This is a genomic window from Mumia sp. zg.B21, assembly GCF_019550855.1.
Taxonomy (GTDB): Bacteria; Actinomycetota; Actinomycetes; order Propionibacteriales; family Nocardioidaceae; genus Mumia.
Window position 1 is genome coordinate 1,501,819 of sequence record NZ_JAHWCJ010000001.1, and the last position, 19,577, is coordinate 1,521,395.

Genomic DNA, 19,577 nt, shown 5'->3' on the forward strand with positions numbered 1-19,577 from the left:
GGTTGACTGGCCCACGGGGGTCGGTGGTCATGGGGTCACGACCCGCATCAGCGAGTCGGCACCCTCGGCGAGCATCTCGGCAGCCAGACGCTCTCCGATCCCGACCGGGTCCTGCACGGATCCGGTCGATGACAGTCGGATGGACGGTGCGCCGGAGGGATCTCCGACGAAGGCCCGCAGCCACAGCCGGGCAGTGCCGTCGTCGTCGACGACCTCGGCCCACGCCCCCACGGGTGCCGAGCATCCCGCCTCGAGCGAGGCGAGCAGGCTGCGTTCTGCGGTGACGGCGGCGCGGGTCGCGCCGTCGTCGAGGCGGGCGAGCAGGCCGGCGACCTCGTGGTCGTCGGCGCGGCACTCGCACGCCAGGGCACCTTGGCCTGGTGCCGGAAGGACCTGCAGCGGGTCGAGCAGCTCGGTCGCCTCCTCGATCCTGCCGAGCCGGCGGAGGCCGGCGGCGGCCAGCACGACCGCGTCGAGCTCACCGGTGCGGACCTTGCCGATCCGCGTGTCGACGTTGCCGCGAAGGCCGACGACCTCGATGCCGAGGCCGAGCGCGTTGATCTGGGCGGCTCGCCGCGGGGACCCGGTCCCGACGCGGGCGCCGGGCGGGAGCTCACCGAGCGTCATGCCGTCGCGGGCGACGACCGCGTCGCGGGGGTCCACGCGCGGCGGGGTGGCCGCGAGGAGGATCCCGTCGGCCGACGACGTCGGCAGATCCTTGAGCGAGTGGACGGCGACGTCCACCTCGCGGGCGAGCAGCGCGTCGCGCAGGGCGGACACGAAGACGCCGGTGCCACCGATCTCGGTGAGGGGTCGCGAGCTCCGGTCGCCGTGGGTCGAGACGGTGACGAGCTCGGTCTCGACACCGGTCAGCTCACCGAGCCGCTCGGCGACCTGGGCCGACTGGGTGGTTGCGAGCGCGCTCGCGCGGGTCCCGACGCGCAACGTCATGCGCGGTCCTCCTTCGGCGAACCTGGCGAGGACCCCTCGGGTGCCTCGGCAGCAGGCGTGGAACGAGTCGGCTCGACTGCGCTGACCGCGTTGATCACGGCCGGGTCGAGGGCGAACAGGTCCGCGAGCGCGTTGGCGTAGGTGAGTGCGTCCGGCCGTCCCGCCATCGCCTTGATCCGGACGGTGGGCTGGTGGAGGAGCTTGTCGGCGACCCGGCGGACGGCCTGACGCAGCTCGTCGACGACCTCCGGATCGACGTCGTGGAGCCGCCCCTCGAGCCGGACGAGCTCCGCGTCGACGACCGCGGTCGCCATCGAGCGCAGCGCGACGACGGTCGGGGTCACCTTCGCCGCGTGACGAGCGGCGAGGAACGCCGCGACCTCACCGGCGACGATCCCGCGCACCGCGTCGATGTCGGCGGCGCCCTTCTCGTCGGCCAGCATCTCCTGCAGCTGGGCCAGGCCGAGGACCATCACGCCCGGGAGGGCGGCGACGTCCTCGTCGATGTCGCGCGGCAGCGCGAGGTCGATCAGGACGTACGGGCTGGTGCGCGCCGTGGTCGCCGCACGGACCTGCTCGGCCGTGATGACCGAACCGGTCGCCCCGGTGCACGACACGACGAGGTCGGCCTCGGCGAGGGCGGCGTCGAGCTCGCCCCACGGCACGGCCGTCCCCCCGACCGTGGCGGCGAGCCGCTCGGCGCCGGCGTGGGTGCGGTTGGCGATGGTCACGCTCGCGACACCCCGACGTGCGGCGGTGGTCGCCGACAGCGCCGCCATGGCACCCGCTCCGACGACGAGGACGCGCATGTCCTCCAGGCGGTGGCCCGCCTTGGCGACGAGCTCGAGCGAGGCCATCACCAGAGACGGACCGGCCCGGTCGATGTCGGTCTCCGCGTGACCTCGCTTGGCGATCCGCAGCGCCTGCTGGAAGAGGACGTTCAGCGCCGGCCCCACCGTGGCGTCGTCCTGTCCGCGCTGCAGCGCGGCCCGGACCTGGCCCAGGATCTGGCTCTCGCCGACCACCATCGAGTCCAACCCGGAGGCGACCGAGAAGAGGTGCGCGACGGCCGCGTCGTCGTAGTGCACGTAGATGTGGCGGAGCAGGTCGTTGCGGGTGAGTCCGGACTGCTCGACGAGCAGGTCGGAGATGTCCTCCACCGAGCCGTGGAAGCGCTCGGCCTCGACGTAGATCTCGACCCGGTTGCAGGTCGAGACGACCAGCGACTCGCTCACGTGATGGGCGTCGAGTGCCTGCTGCGCGACCTTCGCAACCGCGTCGCCGTCGAGCGCGACCCGCTCGAGGACGGAGACCGGCGCGCTCCGGTGGGAGACGCCCACGACGAGGACGCTCATGCCTGGACCTCCTGCGCGGGCGTGCGCTTGCGCTGCTCGTGGTACGCGAGGATCTGCAGCTCGATGGAGAGGTCGACCTTGCGGACGTCCACGCCGTCGGGGACGACGAGGACGGCAGGGGCGAAGTTGAGGATGCTCGTGACGCCCACGGCGACGAGGCGGTCCGCGACCTCCTGTGCGGCCTCGCCAGGGGTCGCGATCACGCCGATCGAGCATCCGTGCTCGGCGACCACGTCGGCGAGGTCGTCGATGTGGGCGATCGAGAGCTCGCCGTGCCTCTCACCGACGCGCGAGCGGTCGCCGTCGACCAGGGCGACGATGCTGAAGCCGCGGGAACGGAAGCCACCGTAGTTCGACAGCGCCTGACCCAGGTTGCCGATGCCGACGATGACGACGCTCCAGTCCTGGTTCACGCCGATCTCGCGGGCGATCTGGTAGCGGAGGTACTCCACGTCGTAGCCCACGCCGCGGGTGCCATAGGATCCGAGGTACGAGAGGTCCTTGCGGAGCTTCGCGGAGTTCACCCCCGCGGCCGTGGCGAGCTGCTCGGACGAGACGGTCCGCAGACCTGACTCACCGAGCCCGGTGAGCGCCCGGAGATACACCGGGAGCCGAGCAACCGTCGCCTCGGGGATGCCCGAGGCGGGACGGCCGTTGGCCTGCGCTCGCAGCTGGTTCACGTCGCTCCTGGACCGCGGTACGGATTCCGGGTGTCGCTGGGGGGTCGGATACCGGCGAACACCGGCAAACCCACTGTAAGAGTTTGTGAACGTGAGAACAAAATCGAGCGCGGTCTGGGTCGGGTGACTCGGGTCACCTGCGCCGGGGCCTCCGGCGTGCGCGCGTCAGCGCACGGAAGCGCTCAGGCCCCCAACGCCGCCCGCAGCCGCTCGGGGTCGACCCGCCAGAAGTCGTGCTGGCGGCCGTCGACGAAGGTGACCGGGATCTGCTCGCCGTAGGTGCGCATCAGCTCCGCGTCTCCGCTGATGTCGACCTCGCGCCAGGACGTCCCGGTCTCCGCGCACACCTGCGCCACGAGGGCGATCGCGTCCTCGCAGAGGTGACACCCGGGCTTGGCGTAGACGACCACCCGGACCGGCTCCGTCGGATCAGCGCTCACTCTGCAACCCCAGGACTCCTCGCGCCTCGGCCGCCCTCAGGCGGCTCTTGGAGATCTCGCCGGTCGTGGTGTGCGGCAGCGAGTCGGTCACCACGATCTCACGCGGCACCTTGAAGCGCGCCAGCCGACCGCGGGCACGCTCGCGGAGCGCCTCGGCGAAACCGTCGGTGTCGTCGAGACGGTGCGACGGCACGACGTAGGCGCGGACGGCTTCGCCGGTCTCGCGGTCCTCGACTCCGACCACGGCCACCTCCGCAACCCCCGGCGCGTCGGCGAGCACCTCCTCGACCTCGCGGGGGAACACGTTGAAGCCCGAGACGATCACGAGCTCTCGCAGCCGGTCGACGAGGGTCAGGTCACCGTCGGCGTCCAGGATGCCGACGTCGCCGGTCGCGAACCATCCGTCCTCGTCCGGCCCGCCCGAGCCGTCCGGCCAGAACCCGCTCAGGAGGTTGGGACCGCGGAGCCAGATCTCACCCGGGTCGCCGAGCTCGGCGTCCGCGCCGTCCTTCTCGACCAGGCGCAGCTCGAGGCCCTGCAAGGGCGCGCCGACCGACCCAGGCTTGTCGACGGGCCGCCCGAGCGTCGTCGTGACGACCGGGGCCGCCTCCGTGAGCCCGTACCCCTGCTGCAGCGTGTGCCCCGTCGTCGCGGCGAACTCCTCGACGAGGTCGGGCCCGATCGGCGCGGCGCCGCTGAGCACCGTCCGCACCCCGGCGAGCGCCGCCGCGACGCCCGGCCGGCCGCTCCACGCGGCGACCACCGGAGGCGCCACGGGGACGACCGTGACCTGGTGACGCACGATCGCGTCGAGGCATCCCTGCGGGTCGAACCGGTCGAGGAGGACCGTCGTCGCCCCCTGCCGCAGCGCCTGTCCCAGGACCGCGTTCAGCGCGAAGACGTGGAACAGCGGCAGCACGGCGAGCACGACGTCGTCACGTCGGACCGGCGGCGGCTCCACGGCGGCGACCTGGTCGAGGTTGGCGAGGAGAGCGCGATGGCTCAGCACGACGATGCGCTGCTCGCTCGACGTGCCGGAGGTCGGCATCAGCAGGGCGGTCGCCTCCGGGTCCGCAGGCGCCGGCGGGAGCCCACGTGGACCAGGATGGATCTGGAGCAGGTCCGCGAAAGGACGGACCTGGGGATCAGGGTCGCTCTCGCCGGCGACGACGGTCAGCAGGCCTGCGCGGGCGAACACCGACGCCCAGTCGGGGTCGCACAGCACGAGCCGTACGCCGGTGATGGCGCACAGCGCCGTCACCTCGTCGCCCGGAGCACGGGGGTTGACGGGCACGACGACCAACCCGAGACGCAGCGCGGCGAGATAGGAGATCGGCAGCTCGAGGCGGTTGGTCATCACGATCGCGATCCGCTGCCCTGCGACGAGTCCTTGGGCGGAGATCCAGGCGGCGACCGCCGAGACCCGGTCGTCGAGACCCTCCCACGTGACCGACCGGCCGGGTCCGTAGCCCTCGACGAGCGCCGTCCCGTCGGGGTCCTGCTCCGCCTGCTGCCGGACGAGCTCCGCGACGTTCACCGTCATGGCGTCGAGTCTTGCACAGCACGATCACCATGCCCCCCTGCCCCGATCTGTACGCTCGTGCCGTGGATGCGAAGGGGCACAGACGACCGCAGAACCTCCGTGCTCGATCGATGCTGGCCGGGGAAGCCTCGGCGGCCGCGGCGGAGGTGGAGACCAGCTTCACCGTCCCTCCTGACTCGACGGCAGCGGCGTTCTTCGACGTCGACAACACGATCATGCAGGGCGCGTCGCTGTTCCATCTCGCCCGTGGCCTCTACAAGCGCAAGTTCTTCACCACCCGTGAGATCGCGGACGCCGCCTGGAAGCAGGCCTACTTCCGCTTCGCGGGGGTCGAGGATCCCGAGCACGTCGAGTCGGCGCGCGCGGCGGCGCTCGCCTTCATCGCCGGCCATGCGGTCAGCGAGCTGGAGCTGGTCGGCAACGAGATCTTCGACGAGACGATGGCGAGCAGGATCTGGCCGGGCACCCGCGCACTGGCGCAGCGGCACCTGGACGACGGGCAGCGGGTGTGGCTCGTCACGGCGGCCCCCGTCGAGATCGCCCGGATCATCGCCCGTCGGCTGGGGCTCACGGGAGCGCTCGGGACGGTCGCGGAGTCCGTCGACGGCGTCTACACCGGTCGCCTGGTCGGCGACATGCTCCACGGTCCTGCCAAGGCCGACGCGGTGCTGGCGCTCGCTCGAGAGGAGGGTCTCGACCTCGATCGCTGCTCCGCGTACTCCGACTCGTTCAACGACCTGCCGATGCTCTCGCTCGTCGGCCACCCGTACGCGGTCAACCCTGACTCGCACCTGCGCTACCACGCACGCAAGCACGGATGGGACGTCGTCGACTACCGGACGGGGCGCAAGGCGGCCAAGGTCGGTCTCCTCGGCGTGGCGGCCGCCGGAGCGGTGACAGGTGCCGCCCTCGGCGCAGCGCGCGCCCGTCGACACTGAGACCCGCCGACTGAGACCGCCGCCCGGCCGAGGTCGACGACTCAGACGAACGGGTGCCCGCGGTCCACCAGCAGCGCATAGAGCGTCTGCTGGATGGTCTCGCGCACCTGGTCGGTGACGTTGAAGACGAGCATCGGGTCGTCGGCGGCCTCGGGGGGATAGGCGTCGGTGCGGACCGGCTCCCCGAACTCGATGATCCACTTGCTGGGCAACGGGATCAGCCCGAGCGGGCCGAGCCAGGGGAAGAACGGCGTGATCGGGAGGTACGGCAGCCCGAGCAGACGCGCGAGCGAGGGGACGTTGCCGATCATCGGGTAGATCTCCTCGGCGCCCACGATCGACACCGGCACGATCGGCACACCGGCGCGCATCGCCGCAGACACGAAACCGCCGCGTCCGAACCGCTGGAGCTTGTAGCGCTCGCTGTACGGCTTGCCGATCCCCTTGAACCCCTCTGGCCAGACGCCGACGATGTGCCCGTCGCCGAGCAGACGCTCGGCATCCTCGTTGCAGGCCAGCGTCGCGCCCATCTTGCGGGCGAGCTCACCGGCGAACGGCAGCTCGAAGACCAGGTCGGCGCCGAGCAGCCGGAGCGTGCGCTGCGCGTGGTCGTTGACGATCAGCGTCGTCATCGCGGCGTCGACCGGGATGGTGCCGGAGTGGTTCGCGACGACGAGGGCGCCGCCGTCGGAAGGGATGTGCTCCGCCCCGCGAACCTCGATGCGGAACCACTTCTCGGCCAGTGGACGGATCGCCGCCATGCCGATGGCGTGCAGCTGGGAGTCCAGCCCGAACTCGTCGACCTCGTAGTCACCGGCGATCCGCCGGCGCACCAGGGCGAGCAGCTCGGCAGCCTTCGCCTCCCAGTCCTCGCCGAGGACCGAGCGTGCGCCTTCGACCAGCGCAGACACCAGCTCGGCGAGCGGGATGCCCGGGGCCGCCTCTGCGGCGGGCTCCTGCTCGTTGTCCACGACGAGCGAGAACGTGGGCCGCTCGTGGGTGGTCGCCTCCGGAGTGGGCGTCTCCCGGTCCGGCTCCGGTGCGACGTGGAGGGGCTCCGGCTCGACCCGCGTGGGAGTCACCGTGATGACCTCGACCGGGCTGCCGATCGCGGGCACGTCCGCCTTCGGCGCGATCTGCACGGCCGGCTTCTCGACGGGTGCGGGCCGGGAGGAGGGCGCCTTCGCGGCAGGGGCCGCCTTCTTCACGGACGCCTTCTTGGCGGCGGGTGCCTTCTTGGCCGACGCTTTCTTCGCAGCCGGAGCCTTCGCGGTGGCTGTCTTCTTGACGGCGGACGCCTTCTTGGCCGAGGCCTTCTTGGCCGGCGCCTTCTTGGCCGAGGCCTTCTTCGCAGCGGTCTTCGTCACCTCCGGCGAGCCGATCGGAGGGTCCTCCTGCGGGGCGTCAGACACGGGTGCCTCCCATCGCGGACAGCACACCGGGCTCGATGGTCTCGGCGAACGCGTCCAGGGTCTGCGGAGTGGAGTAGAGCATCTCGTAGCCGAGCTCACGCTCCAGCTTGGAGCCGTCGCACACCCGGCCGTACTTGAACAGTCGTGCCAGCTCCGGCGTGAAGTCGGAGCTCATCATCCGCACCATGCGCTGGGTGACGCTGTTGAACCCCACCGACGGCAGGCGCAGCAGCGGACGTCCGAGCCGACGTGCCGCCTGGCTCAGCGCGAGGACCTGGGGTCCGACGACGTTGTAGGTGCCGGTGACGTCGCCGGTCGCGGCCAGCGAGAGGACGTTGAGCGCGTCGAACGGGTGCAGGAACTGCAACCGCGGGTCGTAGCCGAGCATCGCCGGCAGGACAGGGAGCTGGAGGTACTCGCTGAAGGGGCCGAGCACGTCGGCCGCCAGGACGTTGCCGAGCCGGAAGGTCGCGATCGTCACGTCGGGCCGACGGCGGCCGAAGCCGCGGACGTACGCCTCGATGTCGACGGCGTCCTTCGGGAAGCCGCTGCCGGCGACCGACCGGGAGGGGGTGTGCTCGGTGAACATCGCCGGGTTGCGCGCCGACGTCCCGTAGACGGCGGTCGAGGACTGGACGACGAGCCGCTCGACCGTCCGGGAGTTCTGGCACGCAGCGAGGAGCTGCATCGTGCCGATGACGTTGATCTCCTTGACCGCGCTGCGCGAGCCGAGCTGGCGCTGCGGGGCCCCGACGTTCATGTGCACCACGGTGTCGACGTCCTCGACGGCCAGGACCTTGCCGATCACCGGCGTGCGGATGTCGGCACGCACGTACTTGATCCCGTGAATGTCGCCGGGCGGCGGCTGGACGTCGAGCCCGACCACCTTGTCGATGCCTGGCGTGACCGCCAGACGACGCGCGAGCCTCGACCCGAGGTCGCGCGCGACGCCGGTCACCAGGACGACGCGACCCATCGTGGTGACCCGGGGGCTACTTGCCGAGACGACGACGCTGGACGCGTGTGCGCTTGAGCATCTTGCGGTGCTTCTTCTTCGACATGCGCTTGCGGCGCTTCTTGATGACAGAACCCACGGTTCACCTTCTCTGCTTCACACGGCCACACACGAGGCGTCCCGGACGTGGGACGACCCAGCCAAGGGTACGGGTTCGGCGGGCATCGGGGTCAAGCGGACCCGGGTTAGGTCGCGATCAGGGCATCGGGTCGAGCCCGTACAGAGGGAAGAGCGCGTTGCGGGTGGCGAGGATCTGCCGGTCCAGCCAGCTCGCCGGGTCGTACCCCTCGCGCCAGTCGCGGTAGGACGTGGACCGTCCGTCGGTCATCCGCTGGGGGGCCATGCCCCCGCTCTTGAGCGCGACGACGTGCTCACGCCATGCCGGGGGTGTGGGGGTGTCGAGCTCGATCGGACGTCCGGCGACGATCGCCATCAGGTGCGCCCACGAGCGCGGCACCACGTCGAGCACCGCGTAGCCGCCGCCTCCGAAGCCGACCCAGCGTCCTGCGCACACCTCCTCGGCGAGGTCCCGCAGCGCGAGGTACGACGCACGCTGACCGTCGACGCTCAGCATCAGGTTGGTCAGCGGGTCGTCCATGTGGGAGTCGCACCCCTGCTGGGTCACGAGCACGTCGGGCTTGAACTCTCCGACGAGCTGCGGGACGACCGCGTGGTAGGCGCGCAGCCACCCGGCGTCGGAGGTGCCCGGAGGGAGCGCGACGTTGACCGCGGTGCCGATGCCGTCGTCGGTGCCGATCTCGGTCGCGACCCCGGTGCCGGGAAAGAGCGTCTGCGGAGTCTCGTGGAGCGAGACCGTCAGGACGCGAGGGTCGTCGTAGAAGATCTGCTGGACGCCGTCGCCGTGGTGGGCGTCGACGTCGACGTAGGCGACCCGCTGCGCCCCGTTGTCGAGCAGCCACCGGATCGCGACAGCCACGTCGTTGTAGACGCAGAAGCCGCTCGCGCGGTCCGGCATGGCGTGGTGCAGGCCGCCGCACACGTTGAGCGCGCGCAGGCTCTGACCGGTCCAGACGCGCCGTGCCGCCTCCACGGAGGCGCCGACGATCAGGGCGCCCGCGGTGTGCATGTCGGCAAAGGTCGGGTTGTCGTCGGTGCCGAGCCCGGCGGCGAGGTTCGGGACGGACGGGTCCGCGCTCACCGCGCGGACCGCCTCGATGTAGGCCGGTGTGTGGACGGTCGCGATGAGATCATCGTCGGCAGCCTTCGACCCCACCCGCCGAAGGTCGTCGCCGACCACCCCGAGCTCGGTCGCCAGCTCCATGGCCAGGTCGACCCGGATCGGCGCCATCGGATGGGACGGACCGAAGTTGTAGCCGGTCAGTCGGTCGTCGGAGACGACGCATGCGGTCCCGGGTCGGTCATCCATACCGTCAGCCTAGCCCCGAGCGTGACGTGGGTCTCTGCCCTGTCGCGTCCCCTTCACGACCGCGTCAGTCGCCGATCTCGCGGGAGCGGTCCCGGGCGGCCCGGGTGGCGGCGATGAAGGCAGCGCGCAGCCCGCGCTCCTCCAGCTCGCTCAACGCCGCCGCAGTGGTCCCGCCCGGCGAGGTGACGCGCTCGCGGAGCACCGCCGGGTGCTCGCCGGTCTCGGCGGCCAGCCGGGACGCTCCCACGAATGTCTGAACGGCGAGATCCGTGGCGGTCGCCCGCGGAAGTCCGAGATGGACCCCGGCCTCGACCAGCGCCTCGATCACGAGGAACGCGTACGCCGGACCGGACCCGGAGATCGCTCCGGCGGCGTCCTGGAGCCGCTCGGGGACGCGGACGACGATGCCCACGGCGCTCATGATCTCGTCCACGACGGCGAGCTGCGCGTCGTCGCAGTGCGTCCCCGCGGAGATCACGGCGACGCCGGCCCCGACCTGCGACGGCGTGTTGGGCACGACGCGGACGACCGGCGTGCCCTCGGGGAGCGCCGCCTCGAGCGCCGTCGTCGTGATCCCGACGGCGAGAGACGCGACGAGCGTGCCGGGGCGCAGGCGGGGGCCGATCTGAGCCAGGACGCCGGCGACGTCGTACGGCTTGACGCCCACGAGGACGACGTCGGCCTCCGCCGCCGCCGAGAGCGCGTCGGTCACCTCGACCCCGTACGAGGCGCGCAGCGCGGCGGCGTGCTCCTCACGGCGTACCGCCAGCACGAGGTCGGCAGGACGCCAGCCGTGCGCGAGCATCCCCGAGACGATCGCCTCTCCCATCGCGCCGGCACCGACGACCGCAACTCTGCTGCCCATGGTCTGAGGATAGGGGTGACGGTCTCCGTCAGGCGCTGTGGTCGCGTGCCGGCGAGGTGGCGAGGGCGTCGAGGCCGAGGTAGCTCTGCACTGTCGGGCCGACCACGGCGACGAGCTCGTCGACCGTCATCGTGGCGAGCGGCTCCACCTCGAGGAGGTAGCGCGCGGCGACGAGGCCCACCATCTCCGCGAGCAGGAGTGCCGGCACCGCAGGTGGCGCATCCGGCCGGTGGCGCCGCAGCAGCTCCCTCACGGGACCGTCGAGGATGGCGTCGCGGACGATCGCTCCCTGGTCGGCGCTGCCGAGCCCGCTGCGAGCCATCGCGACCACGGCCTCCCGGTTGGCCGGATCGTCCCACGCCGTCAGCATCGCCCGGACGAAGGCGCTGCCGGCGTCGTCGGTCGAGGCCACCAGGACCGGGCCGAGGGCGACGACCGGGTCCACGGGAAGCGCGAGTGCGGCGCGGACGAGTCGCTGCTTGTCCTTGAAGTAGTGGTGGACGAGCGCCGGATCGACGCGGGCCCGCCGTGCGACCGCGCGGATGGACGTGCCGTCGTAGCCGCGCTGCGCGAGCTCGGCCCGTGCGGCGACGACGATCTCGCCCCGCGTGTCGGGTGCGCCCGGGCGTCTTCCTGCCATGGCGGCAGCGTAAGGCCGAGAGGGGGTCGCGAGGCGCTCTTGTTCACACTCGCGGCCCTCGCGTCGTCGGGTGTCCGCCGGGTCAGTGGTCGCCGGAGGGGACGATCGAGGCGAGGTGGAGACGGGTGAACGCCAGCGCTTCGGCCAGATCGGCCTCGCGCTCCGCCCGGTCGGCGGCCTTGCGCGTCGTCACCTCGACCACCACGTCACCGGCGTAACCCCGCTCGGCCAGCACACCGAGGAGCTCGCCCACCGGCTGCTCGCCCCGCCCGGGGACCAGGTGCTCGTCGCGTGCCGACCCCGTGCCGTCGCCGAGGTGGACGTGCGCCAGCCGCCGCCCGAGCTCGCTCGCCATCTCCACCGGGTCGCTGCCCGACGTCGCACAGTGGGAGACGTCCAGGGTGACGTGCTCGTAGCCGAAGACCACCGGATCCCAGCCGGGCGCGTACGCCTGGAACTCGCGCTTGCCCGTACGCCACGGGTACATGTTCTCGACGGCGAAGACGACCCCGGTGCTCTCCTCGAGCTCGGCGACACCGTCCTCGAACGCGCGTCCGTACTCGCGCTGCCAGCGGAACGGCGGATGCACCACGACCAGTCCGGCGCCGCAGGCGCGCGCCATCTCCGCGCTCTTCTCCAGCTTGACCCAGTGGTCGGTGCCCCAGACCCGCTGGGTGATGAGCAGGCACGGAGCGTGCACCGAGAGCACGTCGATCCCGTGCCGCTCCTGAAGCTCGACGATCGCGTCGATGTCGGCGCTCGTGGCGTCGGTGCCGACCATCACCTCGACACCGTCGTAGCCGAGGCGCTTGGCGATCTCGAATCCCACCTCCGTCGACTCCGGATAGACCGACGACGTCGACAGCGCCACGCGGGCGGCGGGGACGGAGACGGGGTGAGCGGGGTCGTCGGTCACGGGACCAGGTTACGCGCCGAGGCCCACGGGCCCCGTCGGAGGCGAAGGGGGTCACATGTGGTCATGGCGCTCGAGCAGGACACCCTCGCGCAGCGCCCACGGGCAGATCTCGAGAGCCGGCAGGTCGAAGAGGTCCATCACGGCGTCCGCGATGACGGCGCCGGCGACCATCTGGTGCGCGCGGTTGGCCGAGACACCGGGACGCTGGGCGATCGCGCTCACCGGCAAGGTCCGCAGCTCCTCGAGGTGGGCGGCCAGCAGGTCGCGCTCGAGGACGCGGCGCACGTACGTCCCTTCCTGGGACGGTGCCGCGCCGCACAGCCTGGCGAGCGAGCGGAACGTCTTGCTCGTCGCGACCGCGTGGTCGAACCCTCCTCCTCGACGGAGCGGACCGACGCTGGCGGCGATCTGCTGACGGACGAACAGGCGTGTCTCCTCGTACTGCGCGTCGGAGGGCACCCCGTCGGGGAAGCGGTCGCGGGTGAGGCGACCCGCGCCCAGCGGCAGGGATGCGCAGACGTCGGGAGTCTCGTCGCGGCCGGCCGCGATCTCGAGCGAGCCGCCACCGATGTCGAACACGCCGAGCCGGCCGGACGACCACCCGAACCATCGGCGGACGGCGAGGAACGTGAGCCGGGCCTCGTCCTCCCCCGGCAGCACCTCGAGCCGGACCCCGGTCTGCGCCTCGACCTTGGCGAGCACGGCGTCGGCGTTGACGGCGTCGCGGACTGCGGAGGTCGCGAAGGCGATCACCTCCGAGCACCCCTTGTCGGCCGCCACGGCACGTGCCTCGTCGACGAAGCGGACCAGCGCCTTGACCCCTCGCGGCTCCACCGCGCCCTCGGCGTCGAGGTGCTCGGCCAGCCGCAGCGGCTCCTTGTAGGTGAAGGCCGGCAACGGCGGAGCGCCCCGGTAGGCGTCGACCACCAGGAGGTGCCCGGTGTTCGAGCCGATGTCCAGGACTCCGATGCGCATGGTGGTGAGCGTACCGAGCGGCCTCGTCTCGCCGGTCTACAGTGAAGTCGTGCCCGAGGTGCTGCTCGACTTTCCCCGCGCGTGGGCGGAGTTCCCCGACCCTGCCGACGACACGCAGGTGTTCCGGTGCGACCTCACCTGGCTCACGTCGCGCTGGACCTGCATCTTCGGACGCGGGTGCCGCGGCATCTATGCCGACGCACCCGACGTGGGCTGCTGCACGCTCGGTGCGCACTTCGCCGACGACGCCGACTACCGGCGCGTCAAGAAGTACGTGAAGAAGCTCGGTCCCGACGACTGGCAGCACCACGCCGAGGGCACCGCGCAGGGGTGGACCGAGACCGACGAGGAGGGTGACCTCAAGACCCGGGCTTACGAGGGTGCGTGCATCTTCCACAACCGCGAGGGCTTCGCCGGTGGCGTCGGGTGCGCCCTCCACAAGTGGGCGCTCGACCACGAGGTGTCACCGGTGCGGACCAAGCCGGACGTGTGCTGGCAGCTTCCGATCCGCCGGCAGTTCCGGGACGTGGAGCGCGGCGACGGCACCTCGTACACGGAGGTGTCCATCGGTGAGTACACGCGGGCCGCGTGGGGTCCGGGAGGCCACGACCTCGACTGGTACTGCTCGGCCAACACCGAGGCCCACGTCGGCCTGGAGCCGGTCTATCTCTCCAACGCCGACGAGCTGACCGCGCTGATGGGCCTGGACGGGTACACCGCCCTCGTCGGGCTGTGCGAGGAGCACCTCGCCGGCGAGCACCGCAGGACCCGGCACCGCGCCGATCCGGGCGCCTGAGCGACGACCACCGTCCGGAGGACGCACCCCGGTGGCCCGAAGACGATGTGCCGGGGGCCACAATGACCCATGCGCCTGGACCATCTCTCGTTCGCCGCCGGCCCTGACGGGCTGGCCGCCACCACGTCGCGGCTCGGCGAGGCGCTCGGTGCGTCGTTCGTGGACGGCGGCAACCACCCCCGCTTCGGGACCCGCAACATGGTTCTCCCCCTCCTCGGCGACCAGTACCTCGAGGTCGTGGCGGCTCTGGACCACCCGGCGTCGGACAAGGCGCCCTTCGGGCAGGCCGTACGCGCCCGCACCGACCTCGGTGGCGGCTGGCTGGGATGGGTCGTCCGTGTCGACGACATGGGCCCCGTCGAGCACCGCATGGGCCGCCACGCGGTGCCGGGCAACCGGCGTCGACCCGACGGCTTCAACCTCGAGTGGCGGCAGATCGGGGTCCGCGGGACCCAGGCCGACCCCCAGCTGCCGTTCGTGGTGTCGTGGGACGTCCCCGACTCCGAGCACCCGTCCCGCTCGGGTCCGGCGAGCGTGCAGCTGCGCTCTCTCGAGATCGCCGGGTCGCCCGACCGCGTCACCCAGTACCTCGGGGAGTCGGTCCTCCACGCGCTCACCGACGTCGACGTGCGCTGGGTGGCCCCGAACGGGTTGCCGGGCATCGTGGCGGCGACCTTCGCGACGGCCCGCGGTGAGGTCCGCATCTAGGACCGTGCGCCTCGGTTCGTGTGGTTGAACTGAGTACGACAACGGATGTCCGTAGTGATTCCGGACTACACCCTTGATCCATGAGCAGCGTTCTACGGATCTCCGGGCACCTGGGTGACACGGCCACCGTCGTGACCAGCATCGCCGTGACGGCCGTGCTCGGCGCGGTCGGAGCGCACCTCCTCATCCTCCGCAACCTCGACGCCGCCGGCTTCGAGGCCGCGGCCGTGATGTCGGCGCTCGTGGCCTTCAGCTGCTTCGCCGGCGCCCTGGCCCTGATGCGTCTGACTGGCAGGCTCCGTCCGGCGCTGTGGGGCTACCTGCCCGGTCTGGTCGCCGTCCTCGCCACCGGTCTGCTGCTCAGCGAGGGCAGCACTCGGGCGGCCGAGGGCGCCGTGTCGCCCCTGCTCGGCGCCCTGATCCTCGTGCTCCCGAGCACCTGGGTCCCGATCTACGGGGCCGTGCGCGCCCATCTCGACACGCGCCGGGAGGATGCTGCCGCGCGCTCGTGGCGCGGCCGGATCTGAGCAGCTCGGTCACCGCCCACACCGCTACGGGCGCGTCCGTGCAGGACTGTCGGTGCTCTCACCTAACGTGTCCGTCATGGCCAAGACCACGACCCCGGTGCGGTGCACGGAGTGCGGCTGGACGAGCACCAAGTGGGTCGGCAGGTGCGGCGAGTGCCAGGCCTGGGGCACGGTCCAGGAGGTCGGTGCCCCCTCCCCCGCCACCCGCACGGCCGCGACGACGGTGACGCGCAGCGCCCTGCCGATCGGTCAGGTCGACGTCGAGAGCTCTCGCTCACAGCCGACCGGCGTCGCCGAGCTCGACCGGGTCCTCGGCGGCGGTTTCGTCCCCGGCGCCGTGGTGCTGCTCGCCGGCGAGCCCGGAGTCGGCAAGTCGACGCTGCTGCTCGAGGTGGCCGCACGCTGGGCCCGCGGTCTGGCCACGACCCTCTACGTCTCCGGCGAGGAGTCGGTCGCGCAGGTCCGGCTGCGCGCCGACCGCACCGGCGCGGTCCACGACAGCCTCTACCTCGCGAGCGAGACCGACCTCGGCGCCGTCCTCGCCCACGTCGACGAGGTCAAGCCGTCCCTCCTCGTGGTCGACTCCGTCCAGACCATCGGCTCGTCCTCGGTCGACGGCACGCCGGGTGGGGTGACGCAGGTCCGTGAGGTCACCTCGACGCTCATCCAGGTGGCCAAGTCCCGCGACATCCCGACGATCCTCGTCGGCCACGTCACCAAGGACGGATCGATCGCGGGTCCGCGCGTCCTCGAGCACCTCGTCGACGTCGTCCTGCACTTCGAGGGAGACCGCAACTCGCGGCTGCGCCTGGTCCGGGCCGTCAAGAACCGCTACGGCCCGGTCGACGAGATCGGGTGCTTCGACCTCTCCGAGTCCGGCATCGTCGAGGTGCCCGACCCGACCGGGCTCTTCGTGTCGCGTCACCACCAACCGGTCTCCGGCACCTGCATCACCGTGACGATGGAGGGCCGTCGCCCTCTGCTCGCGGAGGTCCAGGCGCTGGTGTCGCCGACGGAGCTGCCGCAGCCACGCCGAGCGACCAGCGGTCTCGACAGCTCGCGGATGGCGATGATCCTGGCCGTCCTCTCGCGACGGTGCGGGCTGGCTCTCGGTCGCGCCGACGTCTACGCCGCGACGGTCGGCGGAGCCCGCCTGAGCGAGCCGTCGGTCGACCTCGCCGCCGCCGTCGCCGTCGCGTCGGCCGCGACGGACACCCTCGTCCCGACCGACCTGGTCGCGCTCGGCGAGGTCGGCCTCGCCGGAGAGGTGCGGCGCGTGACCCACCTGGGGCAACGCCTCCGCGAGGCAGCCCGGCTCGGATTCCGTCGTGCCGTGGTCCCGCGAGACGGCTCCGACGTGACTCCGGGCACCACGGACGTCCCGGGCCTCACCGTCCTGCCGGTCGATGACCTGGCCGGCGCGCTCCGCGCTCTCGGCATCGGCTCTCGCGACGGTTGACGCGCGGCGGCCTCGGCCTCAGGGGCCTGCCATTACACTGACGGAAGTCATTGAATCAGATCTCGCGGGGGAGCCAGGTGTCGATCAACGATCGCGCGAGCGGGACGCCCTCGATCCTCCGGGCGACGCTCGCCTCCGTCGCGCCCGGGACCGCCCTGCGCGAAGGCCTCGAGCGCATCCTGCGCGGCCGCACCGGCGCGCTGATCGTCTTCGGCCAGGACAAGGACATCGACGCGCTCTCGACCGGCGGCTTCGTTCTCGACGTCCCCTTCACGCCCACCGCCCTGCGCGAGCTGGCCAAGATGGACGGCGCGATCATCCTCGACAGGGGCGCCACCCGGATCCTCCGGGCAGGCGTGCACCTGATGCCCGACCCGTCCATCCCCACGCACGAGACGGGCACCCGGCACCGCACGGCCGACCGTGTCGCGCGCCAGACCAACGTCCCGGTGATCTCGGTCTCCGCCTCGATGCACATCATCGCCCTCTACGTCGACGGCACCCGCCGCGTGCTCGAGGAGGCCGGCGCCATCCTCGGTCGCGCCAACCAGGCGCTCGCCACCCTCGAGCGCTACAAGCTGCGGCTCGACGAGGTCTCCGGCGCGCTGTCGGCCCTCGAGATCGAGGACCTTGTGACCGTGCGCGACGTCGCCGCGGTCGCTCAGCGCCTCGAGATGGTGACCCGGATCGCCGCCGAGATCGAGGACTACGTGCTCGAGCTCGGCACGGACGGGCGCCTGCTGTCGCTCCAGCTCGACGAGCTCGTGACCGGCGTCGAGAGCGAGCGTGAGCTGATCGTGCGCGACTACGCGCCAGGCGGCCGTCGCGGCAAGCCTCCCGCCGAGATCCTCGAGGACCTCTCTCACATCGTCGCCGGCGACCTGGTCGACCTCGGCGCCGTGGCCCGCGCCCTCGGCCTCGGCACGGGTGAGCACCTCGAGTCGGCCGTGTCACCCCGCGGCTATCGGCTGCTCGCCAAGATCCCCCGTCTGCCCAACACCGTCATCGAACGCCTCGTCGACCACTTCGGCACCCTGCAGAAGCTCCTCGCGGCGAGCATCGAGGACCTCCAGACCGTCGACGGCGTCGGCGAGCTGCGGGCCCGCAGCGTCCGCGAGGGCCTGTCCCGGCTCGCCGAGTCCAGCATCCTCGAACGCTACGTCTGACGCCTGCGCCTCACGGGGTGCGAGACGTGGCGGGAGCGCTCCCAGGCTTCGGCGGTGTCGCCGGCGTCGCACCCGGGTTCGGCGCCGGCTTCGCGGCCGGCGATGTCGTCGGGGCAGGAGTCGGCGTGGGAGTCGGGGGCGCCACGAGCGTGAACCGTGCGACCGCCGGCTCTCCCCCGAGGATCGCCGCGTACGCGCTGTAGGGCGCCGGCTTCGCGAAGGCGCCCTCCTCGTCGCACGTGTCGGCGTTCGCACGCCCGTCCCACGTCACATCGATCACGGTGGCCCACGTCGGGTGGACGTCGACCGTACGGCCCTGGATCTCGCCGCAGGCCTGGGTGTCCCAGACCGTGGTGTCCTTCGACTTCACGCTCAGCACGAACGTCGAGGGGTCGATGCGCACCGTGCACGGCTTCGTGGCGGTGCTCGACACGCGCAACGTCACGGGCACGGTGCCGCCGGCACGCGCGCCCTCGACGACCGACGGCGTCACGAAGACCGTCTCGGGCGGACACACACCGTCGACGGCGGCGAGGCGGACGTCCACCGCGACGTCCTTGGCCTTGCGGGGCTTGTGTGCCCGGGTCGGAGCCGTGGTGGCAGAGGGCTCCGTCCTGGCGACGGACGTCGACGTCGCTGGCGGCTCTCCGCCCGCCTTCTGGTCGTCTCCCCCGCCGATCACGCGGAGGGCGAGCCAGCCCAGCAGGAGGACGGCCGTCAGGACGACGAGCCGCCGGCGCCAGTAGACACCGGGGGGCAGCTTGCCCGAAGGGCGCATCACCGAGCTCACGCCCACCAAACTAACCGTCGCGCCCGCCGTGGCAGGATCGACTCGCCATGGTCTCTCCCACCTCCTTGACTGGGTCCGCCGTCGCGGAGCCCGAAGCCGTGCACGACGCCGTCACGACCTGGTACGCCGCGCACGCCCGTGACCTGCCCTGGCGGCGCGAGACCGCCACGGCCTGGCACGTGCTCGTCTCGGAGATCATGCTCCAGCAGACACCGGTGGAGCGGGTGGTCCCCGTCTACGAGGCCTGGATCGCCCGCTGGCCGACGCCTGGGGCGCTGGCAGCCGAGCCGAGTGGCGAGGCGGTGCGTGCCTGGGGGCGCCTGGGCTATCCCCGCCGGGCGCTCCGACTCCACGCCGCAGCGGTCGCGATCGGCGAGCACCACGACGGTGTGGTCCCCGACGACCTGGATCAGCTCCGCGCGCTGCCCGGAGTCGGTGAGTACACCGCGGCGGCCGTCGCCGTGTTCGCCTACGGTCGCCGGCACGCCGTTCTGGACACCAACGTCCGGCGCGTCCTCGCCCGGCTCCTCGAGGGCGCGGGCCAGCCGGCGCCGTCCCTGACCAGGCCCGAGCGGCTGCTCGCCGCCTCCGTCCTCCCGCCGGACGACGAGACCGCCGCGGTGTGGTCGATCGGGCTGATGGAGCTCGGCGCACTCGTCTGCACCGCCCGTACGCCGTCGTGCGCCGCGTGCCCCGTGCGCGGGGCGTGCCGGTGGTACGCGGCCGGGCGGCCGCCGTACGAGGGTCCCGCACGCCGCGGGCAGACCTGGGCAGGCACCGACCGACAGTGCCGCGGACGGCTGCTGGCCGTGCTCCGTGAGGCCGAAGGCGCCGTCGCGGGCGCAGCACTCCGTGCGGTCTGGGACGACACCACGCAGCGCGAGCGCGCCCTCGACGGCCTCCTCGACGACGGGCTCGTGGTCACCGCCGGGCCCGACACGTACGCCCTCCCCGGCTGAGGCGGAGCTGCTCCGCCCACTCCCGCCGGGTGCGGGGACGACGAAGGGCCCGCGA

At 72.1% G+C, this 19,577-nt stretch carries 21 protein-coding genes; 7 read left to right on the top strand and 14 right to left on the bottom strand.

The window, feature by feature from the left end; all coding sequences use genetic code 11:
- Nucleotides 1-27: 27 nt before the first annotated feature.
- The 5 genes from hemC to KV100_RS07340 form a co-directional block, all read right to left on the bottom strand.
- Nucleotides 28-951: a hydroxymethylbilane synthase gene (gene hemC / locus KV100_RS07320; RefSeq protein WP_220342186.1), complete on the bottom strand. Its 924-nt coding sequence runs from the start codon at nucleotides 949-951 to the stop codon at nucleotides 28-30.
- Complete coding sequence (locus KV100_RS07325) at nucleotides 948-2,306, bottom strand: glutamyl-tRNA reductase (protein WP_220342187.1); 1,359 nt, start codon at nucleotides 2,304-2,306, stop codon at nucleotides 948-950. Before KV100_RS07325 ends, hemC begins: the two co-directional genes overlap by 4 nt.
- The gene (locus KV100_RS07330) at nucleotides 2,303-2,986 is read right to left on the bottom strand and encodes a redox-sensing transcriptional repressor Rex (RefSeq protein WP_374197341.1); all 684 of its coding nucleotides are present in this window, start codon (nucleotides 2,984-2,986) and stop codon (nucleotides 2,303-2,305) included. The genes KV100_RS07325 and KV100_RS07330 overlap by 4 nt, the downstream gene beginning before the upstream one ends.
- 182 nt (nucleotides 2,987-3,168) lie before the next feature.
- A complete protein-coding gene (locus tag KV100_RS07335; protein ID WP_308291376.1) occupies nucleotides 3,169-3,426 on the bottom strand; it encodes a glutaredoxin family protein in 258 nt (85 codons plus the stop codon).
- The gene (locus KV100_RS07340) at nucleotides 3,416-4,969 is read right to left on the bottom strand and encodes an AMP-binding protein (RefSeq protein ID WP_220342188.1); all 1,554 of its coding nucleotides are present in this window, start codon (nucleotides 4,967-4,969) and stop codon (nucleotides 3,416-3,418) included. Before KV100_RS07340 ends, KV100_RS07335 begins: the two co-directional genes overlap by 11 nt.
- 62 nt (nucleotides 4,970-5,031) lie before the next feature.
- Here KV100_RS07340 and KV100_RS07345 point away from each other — a divergent pair, with 62 nt between their 5' ends.
- Nucleotides 5,032-5,907, top strand: a complete 876-nt coding sequence (locus tag KV100_RS07345) for an HAD family hydrolase (RefSeq protein ID WP_374197342.1) — start codon at nucleotides 5,032-5,034, stop codon at nucleotides 5,905-5,907.
- A gap of 41 nt (nucleotides 5,908-5,948) precedes the next feature.
- On the opposite strand, the gene KV100_RS20100 is transcribed toward KV100_RS07345, so the two are convergent.
- From KV100_RS20100 to KV100_RS07385, 8 genes are all read right to left on the bottom strand, one after another.
- Nucleotides 5,949-7,319 carry a 1-acyl-sn-glycerol-3-phosphate acyltransferase gene (locus KV100_RS20100; RefSeq protein ID WP_308291378.1) on the bottom strand — a complete coding sequence of 457 codons (1,371 nt, stop codon included), beginning with the start codon at nucleotides 7,317-7,319 and terminating at the stop codon, nucleotides 5,949-5,951.
- Nucleotides 7,312-8,295 (bottom strand): NAD-dependent epimerase/dehydratase family protein, encoded by a 984-nt coding sequence (locus KV100_RS07355; RefSeq protein WP_220342190.1) that lies wholly within the window; start codon nucleotides 8,293-8,295, stop codon nucleotides 7,312-7,314. Before KV100_RS07355 ends, KV100_RS20100 begins: the two co-directional genes overlap by 8 nt.
- 16 nt (nucleotides 8,296-8,311) lie before the next feature.
- Nucleotides 8,312-8,413 carry a 30S ribosomal protein bS22 gene (locus tag KV100_RS07360; RefSeq protein WP_019143756.1) on the bottom strand — a complete coding sequence of 34 codons (102 nt, stop codon included), beginning with the start codon at nucleotides 8,411-8,413 and terminating at the stop codon, nucleotides 8,312-8,314.
- A gap of 117 nt (nucleotides 8,414-8,530) precedes the next feature.
- Nucleotides 8,531-9,721: an acetoin utilization protein AcuC gene (locus tag KV100_RS07365; RefSeq protein ID WP_220342191.1), complete on the bottom strand. Its 1,191-nt coding sequence runs from the start codon at nucleotides 9,719-9,721 to the stop codon at nucleotides 8,531-8,533.
- A gap of 64 nt (nucleotides 9,722-9,785) precedes the next feature.
- Nucleotides 9,786-10,586 carry a pyrroline-5-carboxylate reductase gene (proC, locus tag KV100_RS07370; protein WP_220342192.1) on the bottom strand — a complete coding sequence of 267 codons (801 nt, stop codon included), beginning with the start codon at nucleotides 10,584-10,586 and terminating at the stop codon, nucleotides 9,786-9,788.
- Between the two features lie 28 nt (nucleotides 10,587-10,614).
- Nucleotides 10,615-11,226, bottom strand: a complete 612-nt coding sequence (locus KV100_RS07375) for a TetR family transcriptional regulator (protein WP_220342193.1) — start codon at nucleotides 11,224-11,226, stop codon at nucleotides 10,615-10,617.
- Nucleotides 11,227-11,308: 82 nt separating this feature from the next.
- Nucleotides 11,309-12,142, bottom strand: coding sequence for a sugar phosphate isomerase/epimerase (locus KV100_RS07380; RefSeq protein ID WP_220342194.1), 834 nt, complete (start codon nucleotides 12,140-12,142; stop codon nucleotides 11,309-11,311).
- 51 nt (nucleotides 12,143-12,193) lie between these two features.
- Nucleotides 12,194-13,117, bottom strand: coding sequence for a Ppx/GppA phosphatase family protein (locus KV100_RS07385; protein ID WP_220342195.1), 924 nt, complete (start codon nucleotides 13,115-13,117; stop codon nucleotides 12,194-12,196).
- 49 nt (nucleotides 13,118-13,166) lie between these two features.
- On the opposite strand from KV100_RS07385, the gene KV100_RS07390 reads away from it, so the two are divergent.
- The 5 genes from KV100_RS07390 (at nucleotide 13,167) to disA (ending at nucleotide 17,773) form a co-directional block, all read left to right on the top strand.
- Complete coding sequence (locus KV100_RS07390) at nucleotides 13,167-13,913, top strand: hypothetical protein (protein ID WP_220342196.1); 747 nt, start codon at nucleotides 13,167-13,169, stop codon at nucleotides 13,911-13,913.
- Nucleotides 13,914-13,982: 69 nt separating this feature from the next.
- On the top strand, nucleotides 13,983-14,621 hold the full coding sequence (locus KV100_RS07395; protein ID WP_220342197.1) for a VOC family protein: 639 nt from the start codon (nucleotides 13,983-13,985) through the stop codon (nucleotides 14,619-14,621).
- Nucleotides 14,622-14,701: 80 nt separating this feature from the next.
- A complete protein-coding gene (locus KV100_RS07400; protein ID WP_220342198.1) occupies nucleotides 14,702-15,148 on the top strand; it encodes a hypothetical protein in 447 nt (148 codons plus the stop codon).
- Nucleotides 15,149-15,224: 76 nt separating this feature from the next.
- Nucleotides 15,225-16,607: a DNA repair protein RadA gene (gene radA / locus KV100_RS07405; RefSeq protein ID WP_220342199.1), complete on the top strand. Its 1,383-nt coding sequence runs from the start codon at nucleotides 15,225-15,227 to the stop codon at nucleotides 16,605-16,607.
- 77 nt (nucleotides 16,608-16,684) lie between these two features.
- Nucleotides 16,685-17,773 carry a DNA integrity scanning diadenylate cyclase DisA gene (gene disA, locus KV100_RS07410; protein WP_301022040.1) on the top strand — a complete coding sequence of 363 codons (1,089 nt, stop codon included), beginning with the start codon at nucleotides 16,685-16,687 and terminating at the stop codon, nucleotides 17,771-17,773.
- Nucleotides 17,774-17,783: 10 nt separating this feature from the next.
- On the opposite strand, the gene KV100_RS07415 is transcribed toward disA, so the two are convergent.
- On the bottom strand, nucleotides 17,784-18,563 hold the full coding sequence (locus KV100_RS07415; protein ID WP_220342200.1) for a hypothetical protein: 780 nt from the start codon (nucleotides 18,561-18,563) through the stop codon (nucleotides 17,784-17,786).
- Nucleotides 18,564-18,610: 47 nt separating this feature from the next.
- On the opposite strand from KV100_RS07415, the gene KV100_RS07420 reads away from it, so the two are divergent.
- Nucleotides 18,611-19,522: an A/G-specific adenine glycosylase gene (locus KV100_RS07420; RefSeq protein WP_220342201.1), complete on the top strand. Its 912-nt coding sequence runs from the start codon at nucleotides 18,611-18,613 to the stop codon at nucleotides 19,520-19,522.
- The last annotated feature ends 55 nt before the right edge of the window (nucleotides 19,523-19,577 follow it).